Below are 14,871 nucleotides of genomic sequence, written 5' to 3' on the forward strand. Positions count from 1 at the left end.
CATGAAAGCCAACGAGCCTATATCCATCCCATTAACAAATGTTGACAGTGAACATTGTGCCTTAATTGTTGATAAGGGATTAGCCAATATAAAAGGAATTTCATCGCACAAGGTAGAACTGAACAATCATAGGGCCATTATTACTGTTGAAAAATATCCTGAAGAGGTAGTTCAGGCAGCGGTAAAACAAATAAGAGATTTGGGTTATGATGTCCCTACTGTGAAACAGGCTTTTCCAGTAACAAACATGTCTTGCGCTTCTTGCGCAGCCAATACCGAAGCAACACTAAATAATCAGATTGGTGTGGTACATGCCGAGGTGAATTATGCCAATACCATGGCTAAAGTGGAATACATTCCCGGTTTAACAAATGCCCAAAGTTTAAAAGAAGCAGTGCAGGCCGCTGGCTATGATTTATTAATTGAAGATAGCATTACCGCCAAAGAGTCGTTGGCCAACATTCAAGAAAACCATTACCAACTATTGAAGAAACGAGTCATCGGCGCCATTATCCTGGCCTTGCCATTGTTTGTTATCGGCATGTTCTTTATGGGCATTCCCTATGCCAATTATATCATGTGGGCATTAGCTACCCCCATGCTGTTCATCTATGGAAGATCATTCTTTATTGGAGCTTGGAAACAGGCCAAGCATCGTTCTGCCAACATGGATACCCTGGTAGCCATGAGCACAGGCATTGCCTACATCTTTAGCGTATTTGTTACGTTATTTCCCAATTTTATGCATCAACATGGTATCCATGTACATGTCTATTTTGAAGCGGCAGGCATTGTCATTGCATTTATTTTATTAGGCAAATTGCTGGAAGAAAAAGCCAAGGGCAACACTTCTTCAGCCATCAAAAAACTAATGGGCCTGCAGCCCAAAACAGTAACTGTTGTACATGACAATGGTCATCAAATGGATATGTCCATTAGCTCTGTGCAAGTCAACCAAATTCTATTGGTCAAACCAGGGGAACGCATTGCCGTAGATGGCGAAGTCACCAGCGGACATTCTTTTGTTGATGAGAGCATGATTAGCGGAGAGCCTATTCCCGTTGTAAAAAGCATTGGTGAAAAGGTATTTGCAGGTACGATTAACCAAAAAGGAAGCTTTCAATTCAAAGCGGAAAAAGTGGGTAGTGATACTATTTTGGCACACATCATTAAAATGGTAGAAGACGCCCAAGGAAGCAAGGCGCCAGTACAGAAATTGGTAGATCAGATTGCAGCGATATTCGTTCCGGTTGTTATTGGCATTGCCTTGTTGAGTTTTGCCGCATGGTATTTCTTAAGTGGCGAAAATGGTTTCAGCCACGGCTTAATCGCTTTTGTGACCGTTTTAGTGATAGCCTGCCCATGTGCCCTGGGCTTGGCTACACCAACAGCTATTATGGTTGGGGTTGGCAAAGGTGCCGAACAGGGTATTTTAATTAAAGATGCGGAAAGCCTAGAATTGGCAAAAAAAATCAATGCCATTATTTTAGATAAAACTGGAACCATTACCGAAGGTAAGCCAAGCGTTAAATCGATAAAGTGGTTTTCAGCTCAAACTGATGAGCTAAGGGATATTTTATTTAGCATTGAAAAGTCTTCAGAGCATCCATTGGCCGATGCCATTGTACAACACTTAAATGCATCATCCACTTTTATTAACAACCTGGTTATTGAAAATCTTAGCGGCCAGGGGATTGAAGGAAAATATAATGGACAAACCTATATTATTGGGAATACCATACTGACTAAGGAGAGAGGCATCAATGTTGATGAAACAGCTTCAGCCTGGATAGACACACAACTAAGAGCAGCTCAAACAGTAGTCTTGTTTAGCAATGATCAAACACTATTAGCTACCATTTCCATTGCCGATCAATTGAAAGCCTCTTCTGCCGAAGCCATTAAGCAGTTTCACAAAGACGGCATTAAAGTGTATATGTTAACTGGCGATAATGTAGAAACGGCAAAAGCGGTAGCCGAGCAATTGGGAATTGACGAATATAGGGCCAATGTACTGCCTGCAGAAAAAGCAAATTTTGCAAAAGAGCTCCAACAAGAAGGCAAAATTGTAGCTATGGTAGGAGACGGCATTAATGATTCAAATGCCCTGGCGCAGGCCGATGTAAGCATTGCTATGGGCAAGGGAAGTGATATTGCCATGGATGTTGCCAAAATGACCATTATCTCCTCTGATCTGGCCAAAATACCTGATGCCATTCATCTTTCAAAATATACGGTTCAGGCCATCAAGCAAAACCTGTTCTGGGCATTCATCTATAATATTATAGGCATTCCAATTGCTGCAGGTATTTTATACCCCATAAATGGTTTTCTGTTAGACCCCATGTGGGCAGGAGCAGCTATGGCCTTTAGCTCGGTAAGTGTGGTAGCCAATAGTTTACGCTTAAAATGGAAAAAAATATAACTAGGCCATTGGCTTACTGTACCAAACAAGCCCAGTCTTAAAGCTGAACAAGGGTTTAGTGGCTTAACAATCTTAAAATTAGAACATTTCTTATCCAGAACTCACATTAAATTATAAATAAACATGAATACCATAAAATTTAAAACCAACATCAATTGTAGCGCTTGCGTAGCCAAAGTTACGTCGACATTAAATGATCAGGAACAAATAGAAAAATGGGAAGTAGATACCGAAAACCCCAACAAGATTTTAACTGTGCAAGGAGAGGATATTGACGAAGCAGATTTAGTAAAGTCTCTTCAAAAGATAGGTTATAAAGCAGAGAAAATTTAAACCAAGAACCCATTTTCCGTCATTTCGTATATATAGAGCAAATCCGGCGACACCTAATAATCGTTAGATATATTCTCATTCTTCGTCGAAATGATGGAAAATTTGAAGGAATAGCAAAATCCTATTTACCTTCTACCATTAGATTTGGGTAATCAGTAATGATCCCATCAACCCCCAAATTTTTCAGGTAAAGCATTTCTTTCACGGTATTTACGGTCCATGGAATAATCTTTACGCCAGCTGCATGGCATTTATCTACCAAGCCTTTACCCACCAACGGTAAATACGGGCTGTAAATGGTTGGTGTAAAACCCAGTGCTTTAATATTATTTTCAAAATCTTCTTTTTCATCAATTCCCAAAGCGGTTTGTATATTCGGATATTTTTGGTGCAGGTATTGTAGGGTTCTCATATCAAAAGAGGAAATAATTACTCGCTGTTCTATCTTTTTTTCCTTCACAACGGCCATGACCAATTCTACGTACACCTCTGGACTGGGCTGAAATTCATTATCGCCATTCCTGATCAGCTTGGTTTCAATATTATATACTGTCTTAGGTAATTTCTTTTTCTTGGCAAAAAACTCCACTTTGTCAATCAGATCGGCCAGTAAGGGTTTTTCTATCCTGAATTTTTCCTGGTGCGGAAAGCGAGGATGGGGCTTGGAACCTACATCAAATTGCTTTATTTCGCTGTAGTCCATTTTATAGATATTATAGTTTTTTTGATTTTTAAGGGTAATTGGTTCTCCATCGGGAGAGATGCTGATCTCTTGGTTAAAATAAGGTTCCTGCGAAACGACCACTTGTTTATCCTTAGAAATAACGACTTCCATCTTCAGTGTTGTTACCCCACTTTCTAAAGCCTTGATCATGGAAGGAATGGTATTTTCGGGCATTAAACCTCGTGCTCCACGATTGCCTTGTATGTCGAAAGATGATGCTTTTTTCTGCGCTACAACCGTGCATATGGATAGGGTAATGGATAAGAACGTAAGGATTACTTTTTTCATCGTATTGTTTAAAGCTTTAATATGTAGGGATAGCATATGCAATGATAAAATTTTTCTTATTTAAAATGAGGAATTTTCTAAACTTAAGTAAGCTATTTGATAATCGGATGTTGGTTAATCGGTGAATCGTTCAACTGGTTAATTGTTGGAGGTCGGAGGTCCGGAGTCCGAAGCTTGAGTGTTGGGAGAAAAAGGAGAAAGGAGCAAAGAACAAGGAGTAAGGAGCAAAGACCGGGGTTGGTTAATCAGTAAATTGGTTAACTGTTGAATTGCTTAGGGACCGAGGTTGGACGTCCGAAGCACATTCCCAAGAACGCATAACGGCCTTATTGGATTCCGCCGCAATAGGAAGTGAAACTTCAGTACTACCCCACAAACAGCACGCACAAGAAATTAGTCAGGCGTGCAAAGGGAAAGCGCCTAGGTCAAAAAACTTTACCTACTGAGCACAAGAGTTCCTACCGATAAAATCGGTACATGTTACGCTAATGCTTGCGCTAGACAAAAATAGGCGCATAGTCCTATTCATTTTGCACACGTGCACTACTTCAGGGATTCACCAATAATATTATTTCTTATGGCTGGATTTAAAATCCACTCTTAACCGGGTCGTGATTACAAATCCCGACCAACGGAGTTGAAGACTGACTTATATTTTCATTAGAAGAGGCGCAATAGTTCCACAACAGAAAAAGCTTATCATCACTGAGTTGCGGACCAAAAATTATCAAATTTAGATTGATATAAATTATTTTTTTTCTGTTTTTTCCAATCTGTTTTTTCCACATATTTCAGGCACAAATGCTTAACATAAAAAAAGGATCTCGACATATCGTCAAAATCCTCAAGTTTATATATGGTATTTGGTTTTGTTTGATTAGCGTTCGGCCACTGTAAATACCTGCGCAATAATATTCCAATTGGCATCTGGCTGACGTTCCCAGATGAACACATAATTAAAGCTTTCGCGTAGATTCGCCTTATAATCAATAGTTGCTATGCCATAGGTATAGGCAAAATCACCTCCCAAAGCCTTATCTGCCTGTGTAGTTTTAAGGTTAATCTTATCGATCATACGGTTATTAAAAGCCAATATCGCATCTTTACCTATCATGGCGTCGGTACCCGGGAAAAGTAAACGGGCATCATGATTTAAAAAACCTGAAAAGGCCATTACACCATGTGTTTTCAGCATGGTATTTAAGGTTTTCTCAGTACTATAAATTACGTCTACTGCTGTTTTCAAATCTTTTTTCGAAGCAAAATGGGGCGCATAAGTACCCACTGGCTCTATAAAAGTATTTTTAGCCTCTTTACCCTTGATAGGTTTATTGGAATCGGAACCTAAGTCCATAATGTACTGCCATTCCCCATCCTTACCTCTCCAAATAGACAGGTAATGTCCATAAGATTTCTGTTCACCACCAATTTCATAAGTTCCTGAGGTAAAACCCCAGTCTCTGCTCTTTGATAAACGGGCATAATTAGGTTCCCAGCTCAAGTTTTTAATATCTTTTGCCGTTAAGAAATATTTTTTGGCATTGATTGGGTTTGGGCGAAAAACGATGGCGTCATCGGCTGCAAATCTGGTAAAGGCGGCATTAGCTCCATCTTTTGCTACCGCTTGTGCAAAAGCCTTTTCGGCATTTACTAGCGACTTCACAGAGCCATCTGATTTTTGCGCATATACGTTTGTGCCTATAGCAACGGCTAAAATAGATAAATATATTTTATTCATGTTCAATTATTATACTACGAATTTAAAGTTTGACTGGTTAGAACCACAAAAAAGTAATCAACAATTACACATTAAAGGCTTGCTTTTTCTCTGTAAATCGTTTCCAGTACCGTTTGTCCTACCGCCTTTAAAGTGTTCCTGTCAATATTATTTAGATTATCTAGCTGGGTATGCCAATTCATATAAAAGCCCGCAGCGTCAGAATAATGTATAATATCTACTGCCGGGATACCCGCTTGATTGATCCAAAAATGATCATCGATAATATTTCCAGATGTTACATTTACAAAATAGTTACCATAACCAATTTCATTTCCTATGTTCCAAATCTTGTTCACTACACTAGCTGCATATTTTCTGGAGACTTCATCTTGTGTAAATTGGGCATTTCCACCGCCTACCATGTCAAGGTTAATGGCATAAAGTGGTTTATAGTTTTTAACAGGAGGATTTTTAACCCAATACTGAGAACCCAAACACCATGTAGTTTCGTTAGGTGTTTCGTCATTCGATTTTCCATAATCTTCAATATCCCAAAGGATAAAGTCTACACCTACGTTTGGTTGATTTGCCTTGATCTGGCGGGCCATCTCTAAGATAACAGCCACTCCACTAGCTCCATCATTTGCCGCATCAAAAGGTTTATCTCTCATGTTTTGATCAGGATCCTGGTCTGAAAATGGCCGGGCATCCCAATGTGCGGTAATCAAAATCCTTTGTTTTTTTTCAGGATAAAATGCAGCGATAATATTTTTTAAGGTATGGCTTTTTCCGTCATAAGTTTTTACTGGTGCGGTCTGTATGAAAACATCACCGCCAAAACCTTTCAATTTAGCCACCAAATAATCTGCACATTTTGCATGGGCACTACTCGAAGGGATACGCGGTCCGAAATCTACCTGTACCTTGGCATAAGCAAAAGCGCTATCTGCATCGAAAGCTGGAGAAATCAATTTAACTTCTTCCGCAGCATTTTCGGTAGTTGATGTTTGGTTTTGCTGGCAAGCCTGTATGGCTAAACATACCAACAATGGGAATAGTAATCGTTTTTTGTTCATTTTCCTTATTTGGCTTAGATTTTACTCCAGGTTGTACCTTCTTTACTGTCTTTTAACTGTATGCCTATTTTTTGGAGGCCTATGCGAATAGAATCGGATGTGGCATAATCTTTATTTTCCTTGGCTTCCTTACGAAGTGCAATCATCATATCCAAAATTTCGTTGAGCTCCAAGTTACTGCTTTCTTCATCCTGCAATCCAAAAATATCAAATACAAAATCATGAACCAAGGTATTTAGTTTTTCCAGTTCTGCGGTTGTAATCTTTGCAGAACCATCATAAACGGTATTGATGATCCTTACCGCCTCAAAAAGCTCGGCAATTACCACAGGACTATTGAAGTCGTCGTTCATGGCATTCACACATTTGATGCGCAATGGTTCAATCTCTATATTACCTGTTTCGGAGGCCACCAATTTTGGCAGCAATGCTACGGCATTCATCAATCTTCTAAATCCTTTTTCAGAGGCGTCTAATGCATCGTTGCTAAAATCTAGCGTACTACGATAATGTGCCTGCAACATAAAGAATTTCACGGTCATTGGGCTATAACCTTTGCGCAGTAAAGGGTGATTTCCCGTAAACAGTTCATGCGGTAAAAAACCATTACCCGCCGACTTCGACATGCGTGTACCATTAACGGTAAGCATATTGGTATGCATCCAGTATTTTGCCGGCTGATGGTGGGAGCAAGCTTCAGATTGGGCAATTTCATTGGTATGATGTGTGGCTGCCAAATCCATTCCACCTCCGTGAATATCAAACTCCTGTCCCAAATATTTCGCACTCATGGCAGAACACTCGATATGCCAACCAGGAAAACCCATGCCCCAAGGTGATTGCCATTGCATTAATGTTTCCGGCTTAGCTTTGATCCATAATGCAAAATCAAGCCTACCCTTCTTATCATCCTGTCCACTTAGCTCTCTGGTATTTTCCAGTAAGTCTTCCAACTTACGGTTGGTTAATATGGTATAATTATAGGATTTACTATATTTCTCTACATCAAAATAGATTGTACCTTTTATTTCATAGGCGTAGCCATTAGCCATAATAGATTTTATCATCTCTATCTGTTCGATAATATGCCCAGTTGCCGTTGGCTCTATACTTGGTGGAAGGGTATTGAACATCCTTAGTACTTCATGGAAACCCAAGGTGTACTTTTGTACAATTTCCATAGGCTCTAGTTGTTCTAGCTTTGCCCGTTTTGCAAACTTATCATCTCCTTCGTCCCTATCTCCTTCCAGATGGCCTGCATCGGTGATGTTACGTACATAACGTACTTTGTAACCACTATATTTAAGGTAACGGAAAATCAGGTCAAATGAAATAAAAGTACGACAGTTGCCCAAATGCACATCACTATACACCGTAGGCCCGCACACATACATCCCCACGTGTGGTGAATTTAAAGGTTTAAAAACTTCTTTTTTGCGTGAAATGGTATTGTATAACTGTAGTTCTTGTATCATGGCTACAAATGTAGAATTTTTGACTAGGAAAACAGACTAATAATCATCGTCCTTTTGTAAGGAAAAGTTCAACCTTAAATCACTCCTAACAGGAAAATGATCGGATAGTTTAGCTGACGAAACATGGTGATTTATGATATCTATTTCTTTTGTAGTGGCTATGTAATCAATCTGAAAATTTGGGAAGGCTCCATTATAGGTCTTACCGAAGCCGCTACCCTTTTTAACAAAGGCATTATTCAATGATTTTGTAATCTGCGTAACGCAATAAGATGCTGGCGTATCATTAAAATCGCCGGCTACCACATATGGAATAGTGCATTTCTGCATTTGCTCTTTCATGATGTCTACCTGTTGGCTCCTTCTTACAAATGCCGCCTTGAGCATGGCCGCAATCCTTCTAGAAGATTTATATTCGGTACTCATCTTTTTGGTCAGCATATCAATATAGTCATAATCTTCTTTTTGAAAGGAAATAGACTGAAAATGTACATTATATACTCTGAATATCTGATTTTCAAAGGTAATATCTGCATAAATGCTCTCATTGCCTTTATGATTTGCACTAAAGGGTATGTGTCCTTTATGGTGAATTGGGTATTTAGAAAAAATAGCTAGACCTGTGGCTTCATAATCGTTTTTAACAGACGGTTCGAAATAATAATATTTTAGGTTAAGTTGCTTCTTTATTGAATCGATCAAATCAAACTCCCCCCTGTTTCGGGTATAAAACTCCTGAAAGCAAACGACATCGGGGTTTTGGTTCTTAATGACCTCGATAATCTGATCCTTGGTCGAGATATTATTTCCTTCTCCATATCGTTTAAACTGGTGTACATTATAGGTCATTAACCGAACAAAATGTTCACTATCTTTAACCTTACCTCCTTCTTCTCCATAGAAACGGTAGGTAGCAGTTAAAGGCTTCCATCCTATGAGGATAAAGGCTAGGGTACAGAAGGCAATCAGCCATTTTTTTCTTAAGCACCACCAAAGCAAAACCAGTGCATTTGCCATCAAAAAGAAGGAATAGGCCAAGCCAAAAAATGCAATAAGAATATGCCCACGCGGATCATATTTCCCTGCCATCATACCTAAGCCCAAACCTATGGCAAGTATAATAGCAAGCACAAGAACTATTTTATCAAAGAAGGTTAGTTTCAAATTGCCCATTAATTATGACTTGCATCAAAAAGTATCTGCTTTTCCTTAGCCGTTAATTTATCATAACCGGTTTTAGAAATCTTATCGAGAATAGCATCAATTTCCTGTTGGTTTACTAAGTTTTTCTGTTTACCTACCGGTTGGTTTCTTACGACCTTCATTTTGGGCTTCTTGATCAAAAAGCTACTCAGGTCCGTACCGTTTTGCAATAGTTTAATATACACAAAACCAAATAGCGCACCACCCAAATGGGCCAGATTGCCACCAATATTTCCCGATCCTGATGAAGTACCCAAAATATCAATGAGCAAATAAACAAGCAATAGGTATTTTAACTTTACATCTCCAAAAATAATAAGGCGAATGCTATAATTTGGCACCAATGTAGCAATTGCGGCAAAAATAGACATTACCGCCGCCGAGGCCCCTATTAAAGTAGCCCCCTGTGCATTAAAATGTGGATAAATATTAAAGATAAGTGCGAAAAAAATTGCGCCTAAAAATGCACCGCCCCAATATACCACATGAAACTGTCGTGGTTTTAAGAAATCAACAAACAAATTCCCCATCCAATACAACCATAATAGATTAAATAGGATGTGGAAAAAGTTGAGGTGCATAAAAGCATAGGTAACCAAAGTATAAAATCTGGTTGGCCACATTTCTATAGCTGCCGGAAATGCCAAATAGTCCCTTACAAAAACAGACACCACTTCTGAAGAGCCACCAAAAGTCCCTACAATAGATGCCAGCATCACCAACAAAAATATCAGGATATTTATTCCGATGTACAACATTGCCGGATGACCAGTACTAAAAAACCTTGATCTTATGTCTTGCAAAAAACGATTATTCATAGTAGTCGTAAAACCTATTTTTGTCTTTCCAAAGCTTCACTAAAATGAAGCCAATTAATGCGCCCCCTAAATGGGCAAAATGAGCGACCGAATCTCCCGAAAACCTGGCTACTCCCAAGAACAATTCTATAACGATATAAACCGGAATAATGTATTTTGCTTTTATAGGCACGGGTATAAACATAATCATTAATTCCACATTTGGATATAACATGCCAAAAGCCACCAATAGTCCAAATATCGCACCCGAAGCACCAACCATTGGTCCATTATATATGGACCTTAATGTATTCAGATGCTCTAGGTTATTTACCCTTAACGTAGACAGATCATTTACAACAGCTCCCGTAATCTGATACACTTCAAATGCCTGAACTGCCCATTGCAAGGCCAAGGCACCCAGTCCGGTAATCAGATAAAAATTAATGAATTTCTTGGCTCCCCATCTTTGTTCCAAAACCCCTCCAAACATAAACAAAGCGAACATATTGAAGAAAATATGTGCAAAACCAGCATGCATGAACATATAGGTAATAGGCTGCCAGATCCTAAAAAAGGGAGAATCAAAATAAAAGACTGCCAGGTATTCTTCCAAGTGCTTTCCTTGTTGCGTAAAAATCCAAGAGGCAAAGAAAAAAATGCCATTGATAATTAAGAGATTTTTTACAACCGGGGGTATATTAATGTTATTCATATTTTACTAATTCATTGCTTGTTAGTGAATATTTAGCTTTTAGACTATTTATCGAATTTTTGTGCCATCTCATTTAGCGTAATCGTGTGTATGGTTGGTTTACCGCTTAAACTAAAGTTAGGTGTTTTACAAGCAAAAAGTTCTTCTATTAAGGTATTCATTTCCTGTTGGCTTAATGCCGTTCCTTTTCTAATGGCACTGTTTCTTGCCATGCTGCGTGCCAATGCATCACGTTTATCCAGTTTAAGTTCTTGTTGTGAGTTTTTAAAGCCCTCTATCAAGTGCTCAAACAACTGTGTCTCATTGATGTTCGCCCCGCCCAAATCTACGGGCACACCTTCTATAACTAAGGTATTTTTCCCAAATTCCCTTACTTCGAAACCCAAGCTTTTAATGTCTTCTAGCAAACTCTTGGCCAGTTCGAAATCATTCGGACTCAATGTCACGGTTTGTGGAAACAAACTTTGCTGAGAGGCTCCCTTTCTATCTTCCAAGTGCAGCAGAAAGCGTTCATAAAGTATACGTTCATGTGCCGCTTGTTGGTCAATGACCATTACTCCTGATTTTATTTGCGACACAATGTACCTATTGTGCACCTGCATGTATTGTTTGTTGACCGATCCAAATCCATCTTCTGCTTTTTCATCCAACTCGATAGTGGCCTGTGCCGTCTCTTGATAGTTCGCTATTTCATACAAAGAACCCCAATGCTGCGCAACTTCCTTTTGTTGAGTCGGTTGCTTTAAAAAAGCGGGATCCCTACTTGGCGCTTTGCTCTGCCCAAAAGGGTTGAAATTTGGATTGAACGAAATACTTGGTGGAACAATATCTTCAGGAGATTTTGGTGTAATCATGTTACTAAAAGCCGTCTCCTGATTAAAGTCTAAGGTCGGGCTAATATTAAATCTGCCCAATGATCTTTTTACTGCCGAGTGGATAATGGCATAAATAGATTTTTCATCCAGGTATTTGATCTCGGTTTTTGTAGGATGAACATTAACATCAATTTTGGCAGGATCAATATCTATGAATAATACATATAGCGGAAAATTATCTTCTGGCAACAGCTCCTGATAAGCCTTGTTTATGGCATGGTTAAGGTATGAATCCTTAATAAATCTATCATTGACAAAAAAGAACTGCTCGCCCCTGGTTTTTTTGGCAAATTCTGGTTTTCCGATATAACCTTTTAAATTAATGATCGTGGTTTCTTCCTCTACGGGAATTAGGCGTTCGTTATAGTTATTACCGAATAAATGGACTATACGTTGCTTTATGGTAGCAGCTGGCAGCCGATAGATTTCACTACCGTCATGATGTAAGCTGAAGGCGATATGGGGTTTTGCCAAAGCCACCCGTTGAAATTCGTCGATGATGTAGCGCATTTCTGTGGGGTTGCTTTTCAAGAAATTTCTTCTGGCCGGGGTATTATAAAAAAGGTTCTTTACGGCAATACTAGTTCCGTTAGGCGAAGCAGTAGGCTCTTGCAGTATAACGGTAGAACCTTCTATCTGGACAAGTGTTCCAATTTCATTTTCATGTTGTTTGGTCTTCATTTCCACCTGCGCAATTGCCGCTATAGAGGCCATTGCTTCTCCCCTAAAACCCATGGTACGAATGGCAAACAGGTCTTCGGCCTTGCGAACTTTGGATGTAGCATGCCTTTCGAAACACATCCTGGCATCGGTAACGCTCATTCCACAGCCATTATCTATAACCTGAATTAGGGCTTTCCCTGCATCCTTAACAATCAGCTGTATTTTATCAGCGCCTGCGTCCAATGCATTCTCTAGCAATTCCTTTACCGCCGATGCCGGCCGCTGAACCACCTCTCCTGCCGCTATTTGGTTGGCAACACTATCGGGTAAAAGTTGTATAATATCAGACATTGCTTTGCTACTGTAAAGCTGCTAATTTAACGAAAATAAGCCTTAACCCTTTAGACTGTTTTCACATTGTTGATACTAAATGACTTAAGATTTACCATTTCGGATTTACAAATTGGCATTATTGCCATTTAAATGACAACATGAACAAGTTTTGAGTGATGTCGTATCATTTCAAACCACTACATATGCAACCAAAAACAAATGCCGCATTAAATTGCAAAATCTTAACATAGGTCAAGATAAATTCAATTCAAAATTAAATACCTTTACAAAAACTAAATTATTCATCAAATGAAATTAAAAATCACTTCAATTTTAATGTTAGCTGTTGTGGCCAGCTTTTCATTCTTAGCATTTGCCCCAAAAGCAGACGTTTATACAGTAGATGTTACCAAATCGACCATTACTTGGGAAGGTAAAAAGTTTTCTGGAGGCCATAATGGTACGGTAGCTTTAACCTCTGGAACTTTAGCTTTTAATGGCCAAAAATTAGTAGAGGGCGGCTTTATAGCAAACATGACTACCATTAAAGATGCTGATGGCAGTGCTGGCTTAGAGAAACACTTAAAAGCAGATGACTTTTTTGGTGTTGAAAAGTTTCCGGCTGCTAATTTTGTCATTAAAAAAGTGGAAGGTGCTGGTGCCGACGTAAAAGTAACCGGCGATCTTACTATCAAAGGCAAAACGAACTCTATCTCTTTTCCTGCTAAAATTACTTGGAATGCAGATAAAACAGTTACCGCTACAGCTGACAAAATAGTGATAGACAGAACTAAGTTTGGCATTGAATATAAATCTAAATCGATATTCAGCAGTATAGGCGACAATTTTATCTACGACGAATTCACTCTTGCTGTGAAACTAGTTGCAAAAAAATAAAAGACTATTAATTAGAGTTTTATAAAAATCCGGATCATTTCCGGATTTTTTTTGTAAAATAATTGATGTATCTTTATAGAAAGTGAGTGTAATTTATACCTTTGTCGCCAAGGCTATATGGTCTTGATTAGGTTTATCCAACGTAATGCCAAGTTCTAAAATTAACCTTCTCGTCATTGACGATGATGACATTAACATCTTCATCATTAGCAAAATAGTCGAAAAAACTGGCTACGATGTGGAAATATGCGCCAAACATAATGGTCAGCTTGCTATTGACTACATCAAAGACTTGGTCGAAAACCATGAGCAGTTACCGCAGTTGGTATTGGTTGACATCAACATGCCGATATTAAATGGCTGGGAATTTATCGAAGCTTTTGAAGCCCTTAACCTTGAGGTGAAAAATGACATGTACATGCTTTCTTCTTCGGTATATGAAAACGACATAGAGAAGGCCAAAAGTTACAAGTCCGTAAAGGGCTTTATTTCCAAGCCCCTATCCATCGATCGTTTGAAGGAACTTATTGCTGCAATAGACTAAACAATCTTAAATTTATCATCTTCCAGTTCAATAAAAGCCTGCGTCTTCGATTTGGAATGATAGAATAGGCATTTCCAATTTTCTGCCGCTGCCTTACGGCCAAATTCATCCCTCAATTCCATAGCCTTACGCCCATCATAATCGTATTTTGCAATAAATTTTCTGATCAACTCTTCCGGCTCGGGCAAAACATCTCCTCCAAAAAACACTTTGTCTTCACCATCGTCAATTAAAAAAACCTGGTGATAAGGGCAATGTGCACCCGTTAGTTCGAAACTAATTTCATTGGTCAATTGGCCCGTTCCCTCTACCAGTTGTAGCTGTGCATTGCGCTGTACAAAGTCGAAAATCTCTGTATGATAAGATGACGATTTACTGGAAAAGGCCGTTTCCCACTCTCCTTGCTGCATCACATAAGTAGCATGTGGAAAACTCAATTCCATTTTTCCGTCATGGTGGTGCACCATGCCACCAGAATGATCAAAATGTAGGTGGGACATCAATACCATTTCTATATCATCTGGATCGAAACCCATCTTTTTGATATTTTCGTGCAAATGTAGCTGGCCTTGCTCGTTGCTATAGCCTAAGCCTGTATCAAATAACACCAGGCTATTTTCCAATTTCACCAAAAATGGCTGTACATGTATAAATAATGAGGCTGGCCTATCTTTCGGATCGTCTTTTGTAGGATCAAAAGGAATAAACTTTTTACTCGCATCTACTGAGTAGGATCCTTCTTGTAAGGTAAAAACTTGTATGGCCATCTCTTTTTTTGAAAAGAATTTTAATGATATATTTAC

General features: G+C 39.0%; 13 protein-coding genes. 4 read left to right on the top strand and 9 right to left on the bottom strand.

Annotation, left to right across the window (positions count from 1 at the left end):
* Nucleotide 1 precedes the first annotated feature (1 nt).
* Both JHD79_RS07810 and JHD79_RS07815 read left to right on the top strand, forming a co-directional pair.
* On the top strand, nt 2–2,425 hold the full coding sequence (locus JHD79_RS07810) for a heavy metal translocating P-type ATPase (RefSeq protein WP_199118662.1): 2,424 nt from the start codon (nt 2–4) through the stop codon (nt 2,423–2,425).
* A gap of 123 nt (nt 2,426–2,548) precedes the next feature.
* The gene (locus JHD79_RS07815) at nt 2,549–2,758 is read left to right on the top strand and encodes a heavy-metal-associated domain-containing protein (protein ID WP_199118663.1); all 210 of its coding nucleotides are present in this window, start codon (nt 2,549–2,551) and stop codon (nt 2,756–2,758) included.
* Between the two features lie 121 nt (nt 2,759–2,879).
* On the opposite strand, the gene JHD79_RS07820 is transcribed toward JHD79_RS07815, so the two are convergent.
* The 8 genes from JHD79_RS07820 to mutL form a co-directional block, all read right to left on the bottom strand.
* Nucleotides 2,880–3,770, bottom strand: a complete 891-nt coding sequence (locus JHD79_RS07820; protein ID WP_199118664.1) for a glycerophosphodiester phosphodiesterase family protein — start codon at nt 3,768–3,770, stop codon at nt 2,880–2,882.
* Nucleotides 3,771–4,647: 877 nt separating this feature from the next.
* Nucleotides 4,648–5,508 (bottom strand): DUF4440 domain-containing protein, encoded by an 861-nt coding sequence (locus JHD79_RS07825; RefSeq protein WP_199118665.1) that lies wholly within the window; start codon nt 5,506–5,508, stop codon nt 4,648–4,650.
* 71 nt (nt 5,509–5,579) lie between these two features.
* Nucleotides 5,580–6,566, bottom strand: a complete 987-nt coding sequence (locus tag JHD79_RS07830) for a M28 family peptidase (protein ID WP_199118666.1) — start codon at nt 6,564–6,566, stop codon at nt 5,580–5,582.
* 14 nt (nt 6,567–6,580) lie between these two features.
* A complete protein-coding gene (gene cysS, locus JHD79_RS07835) occupies nt 6,581–8,041 on the bottom strand; it encodes a cysteine--tRNA ligase (protein WP_199118667.1) in 1,461 nt (486 codons plus the stop codon).
* A gap of 36 nt (nt 8,042–8,077) precedes the next feature.
* Nucleotides 8,078–9,214 (bottom strand): endonuclease/exonuclease/phosphatase family protein, encoded by a 1,137-nt coding sequence (locus JHD79_RS07840; RefSeq protein ID WP_199118668.1) that lies wholly within the window; start codon nt 9,212–9,214, stop codon nt 8,078–8,080.
* Entirely contained in the window at nt 9,214–10,062 is an 849-nt protein-coding gene (locus JHD79_RS07845) for a rhomboid family intramembrane serine protease (protein WP_199118669.1), read from the bottom strand. The genes JHD79_RS07840 and JHD79_RS07845 overlap by 1 nt, the downstream gene beginning before the upstream one ends.
* Complete coding sequence (locus JHD79_RS07850) at nt 10,055–10,756, bottom strand: rhomboid family intramembrane serine protease (RefSeq protein WP_199118670.1); 702 nt, start codon at nt 10,754–10,756, stop codon at nt 10,055–10,057. Before JHD79_RS07850 ends, JHD79_RS07845 begins: the two co-directional genes overlap by 8 nt.
* Before the next feature lie 44 nt (nt 10,757–10,800).
* Entirely contained in the window at nt 10,801–12,645 is a 1,845-nt protein-coding gene (gene mutL, locus JHD79_RS07855; RefSeq protein WP_199118671.1) for a DNA mismatch repair endonuclease MutL, read from the bottom strand.
* A gap of 291 nt (nt 12,646–12,936) precedes the next feature.
* On the opposite strand from mutL, the gene JHD79_RS07860 reads away from it, so the two are divergent.
* Nucleotides 12,937–13,524, top strand: a complete 588-nt coding sequence (locus JHD79_RS07860; RefSeq protein WP_199118672.1) for a YceI family protein — start codon at nt 12,937–12,939, stop codon at nt 13,522–13,524.
* A gap of 145 nt (nt 13,525–13,669) precedes the next feature.
* Nucleotides 13,670–14,068, top strand: coding sequence for a response regulator (locus JHD79_RS07865; protein ID WP_199118673.1), 399 nt, complete (start codon nt 13,670–13,672; stop codon nt 14,066–14,068).
* Here JHD79_RS07865 and JHD79_RS07870 read toward each other — a convergent pair.
* Nucleotides 14,065–14,829 carry an MBL fold metallo-hydrolase gene (locus JHD79_RS07870; protein ID WP_199118726.1) on the bottom strand — a complete coding sequence of 255 codons (765 nt, stop codon included), beginning with the start codon at nt 14,827–14,829 and terminating at the stop codon, nt 14,065–14,067. The two genes, JHD79_RS07865 and JHD79_RS07870, sit on opposite strands and share 4 nt — an antisense overlap.
* Nucleotides 14,830–14,871: the final 42 nt, after the last annotated feature.

This window comes from Pedobacter sp. ASV28 (assembly GCF_016428855.1).
Classification (GTDB): Bacteria; Bacteroidota; Bacteroidia; order Sphingobacteriales; family Sphingobacteriaceae; genus Pedobacter.

Coding starts and splice junctions, on each gene's coding strand:
- JHD79_RS07810 (WP_199118662.1), top strand. CDS start 2: ATGAAAGCCAACGAGCCTATATCCATCCCATTAACAAATGTTGACAGT.
- JHD79_RS07815 (WP_199118663.1), top strand. CDS start 2,549: ATGAATACCATAAAATTTAAAACCAACATCAATTGTAGCGCTTGCGTA.
- JHD79_RS07820 (WP_199118664.1), bottom strand. CDS start 3,770: ATGAAAAAAGTAATCCTTACGTTCTTATCCATTACCCTATCCATATGC.
- JHD79_RS07825 (WP_199118665.1), bottom strand. CDS start 5,508: ATGAATAAAATATATTTATCTATTTTAGCCGTTGCTATAGGCACAAAC.
- JHD79_RS07830 (WP_199118666.1), bottom strand. CDS start 6,566: ATGAACAAAAAACGATTACTATTCCCATTGTTGGTATGTTTAGCCATA.
- cysS (WP_199118667.1), bottom strand. CDS start 8,041: ATGATACAAGAACTACAGTTATACAATACCATTTCACGCAAAAAAGAA.
- JHD79_RS07840 (WP_199118668.1), bottom strand. CDS start 9,214: ATGGGCAATTTGAAACTAACCTTCTTTGATAAAATAGTTCTTGTGCTT.
- JHD79_RS07845 (WP_199118669.1), bottom strand. CDS start 10,062: ATGAATAATCGTTTTTTGCAAGACATAAGATCAAGGTTTTTTAGTACT.
- JHD79_RS07850 (WP_199118670.1), bottom strand. CDS start 10,756: ATGAATAACATTAATATACCCCCGGTTGTAAAAAATCTCTTAATTATC.
- mutL (WP_199118671.1), bottom strand. CDS start 12,645: ATGTCTGATATTATACAACTTTTACCCGATAGTGTTGCCAACCAAATA.
- JHD79_RS07860 (WP_199118672.1), top strand. CDS start 12,937: ATGAAATTAAAAATCACTTCAATTTTAATGTTAGCTGTTGTGGCCAGC.
- JHD79_RS07865 (WP_199118673.1), top strand. CDS start 13,670: ATGCCAAGTTCTAAAATTAACCTTCTCGTCATTGACGATGATGACATT.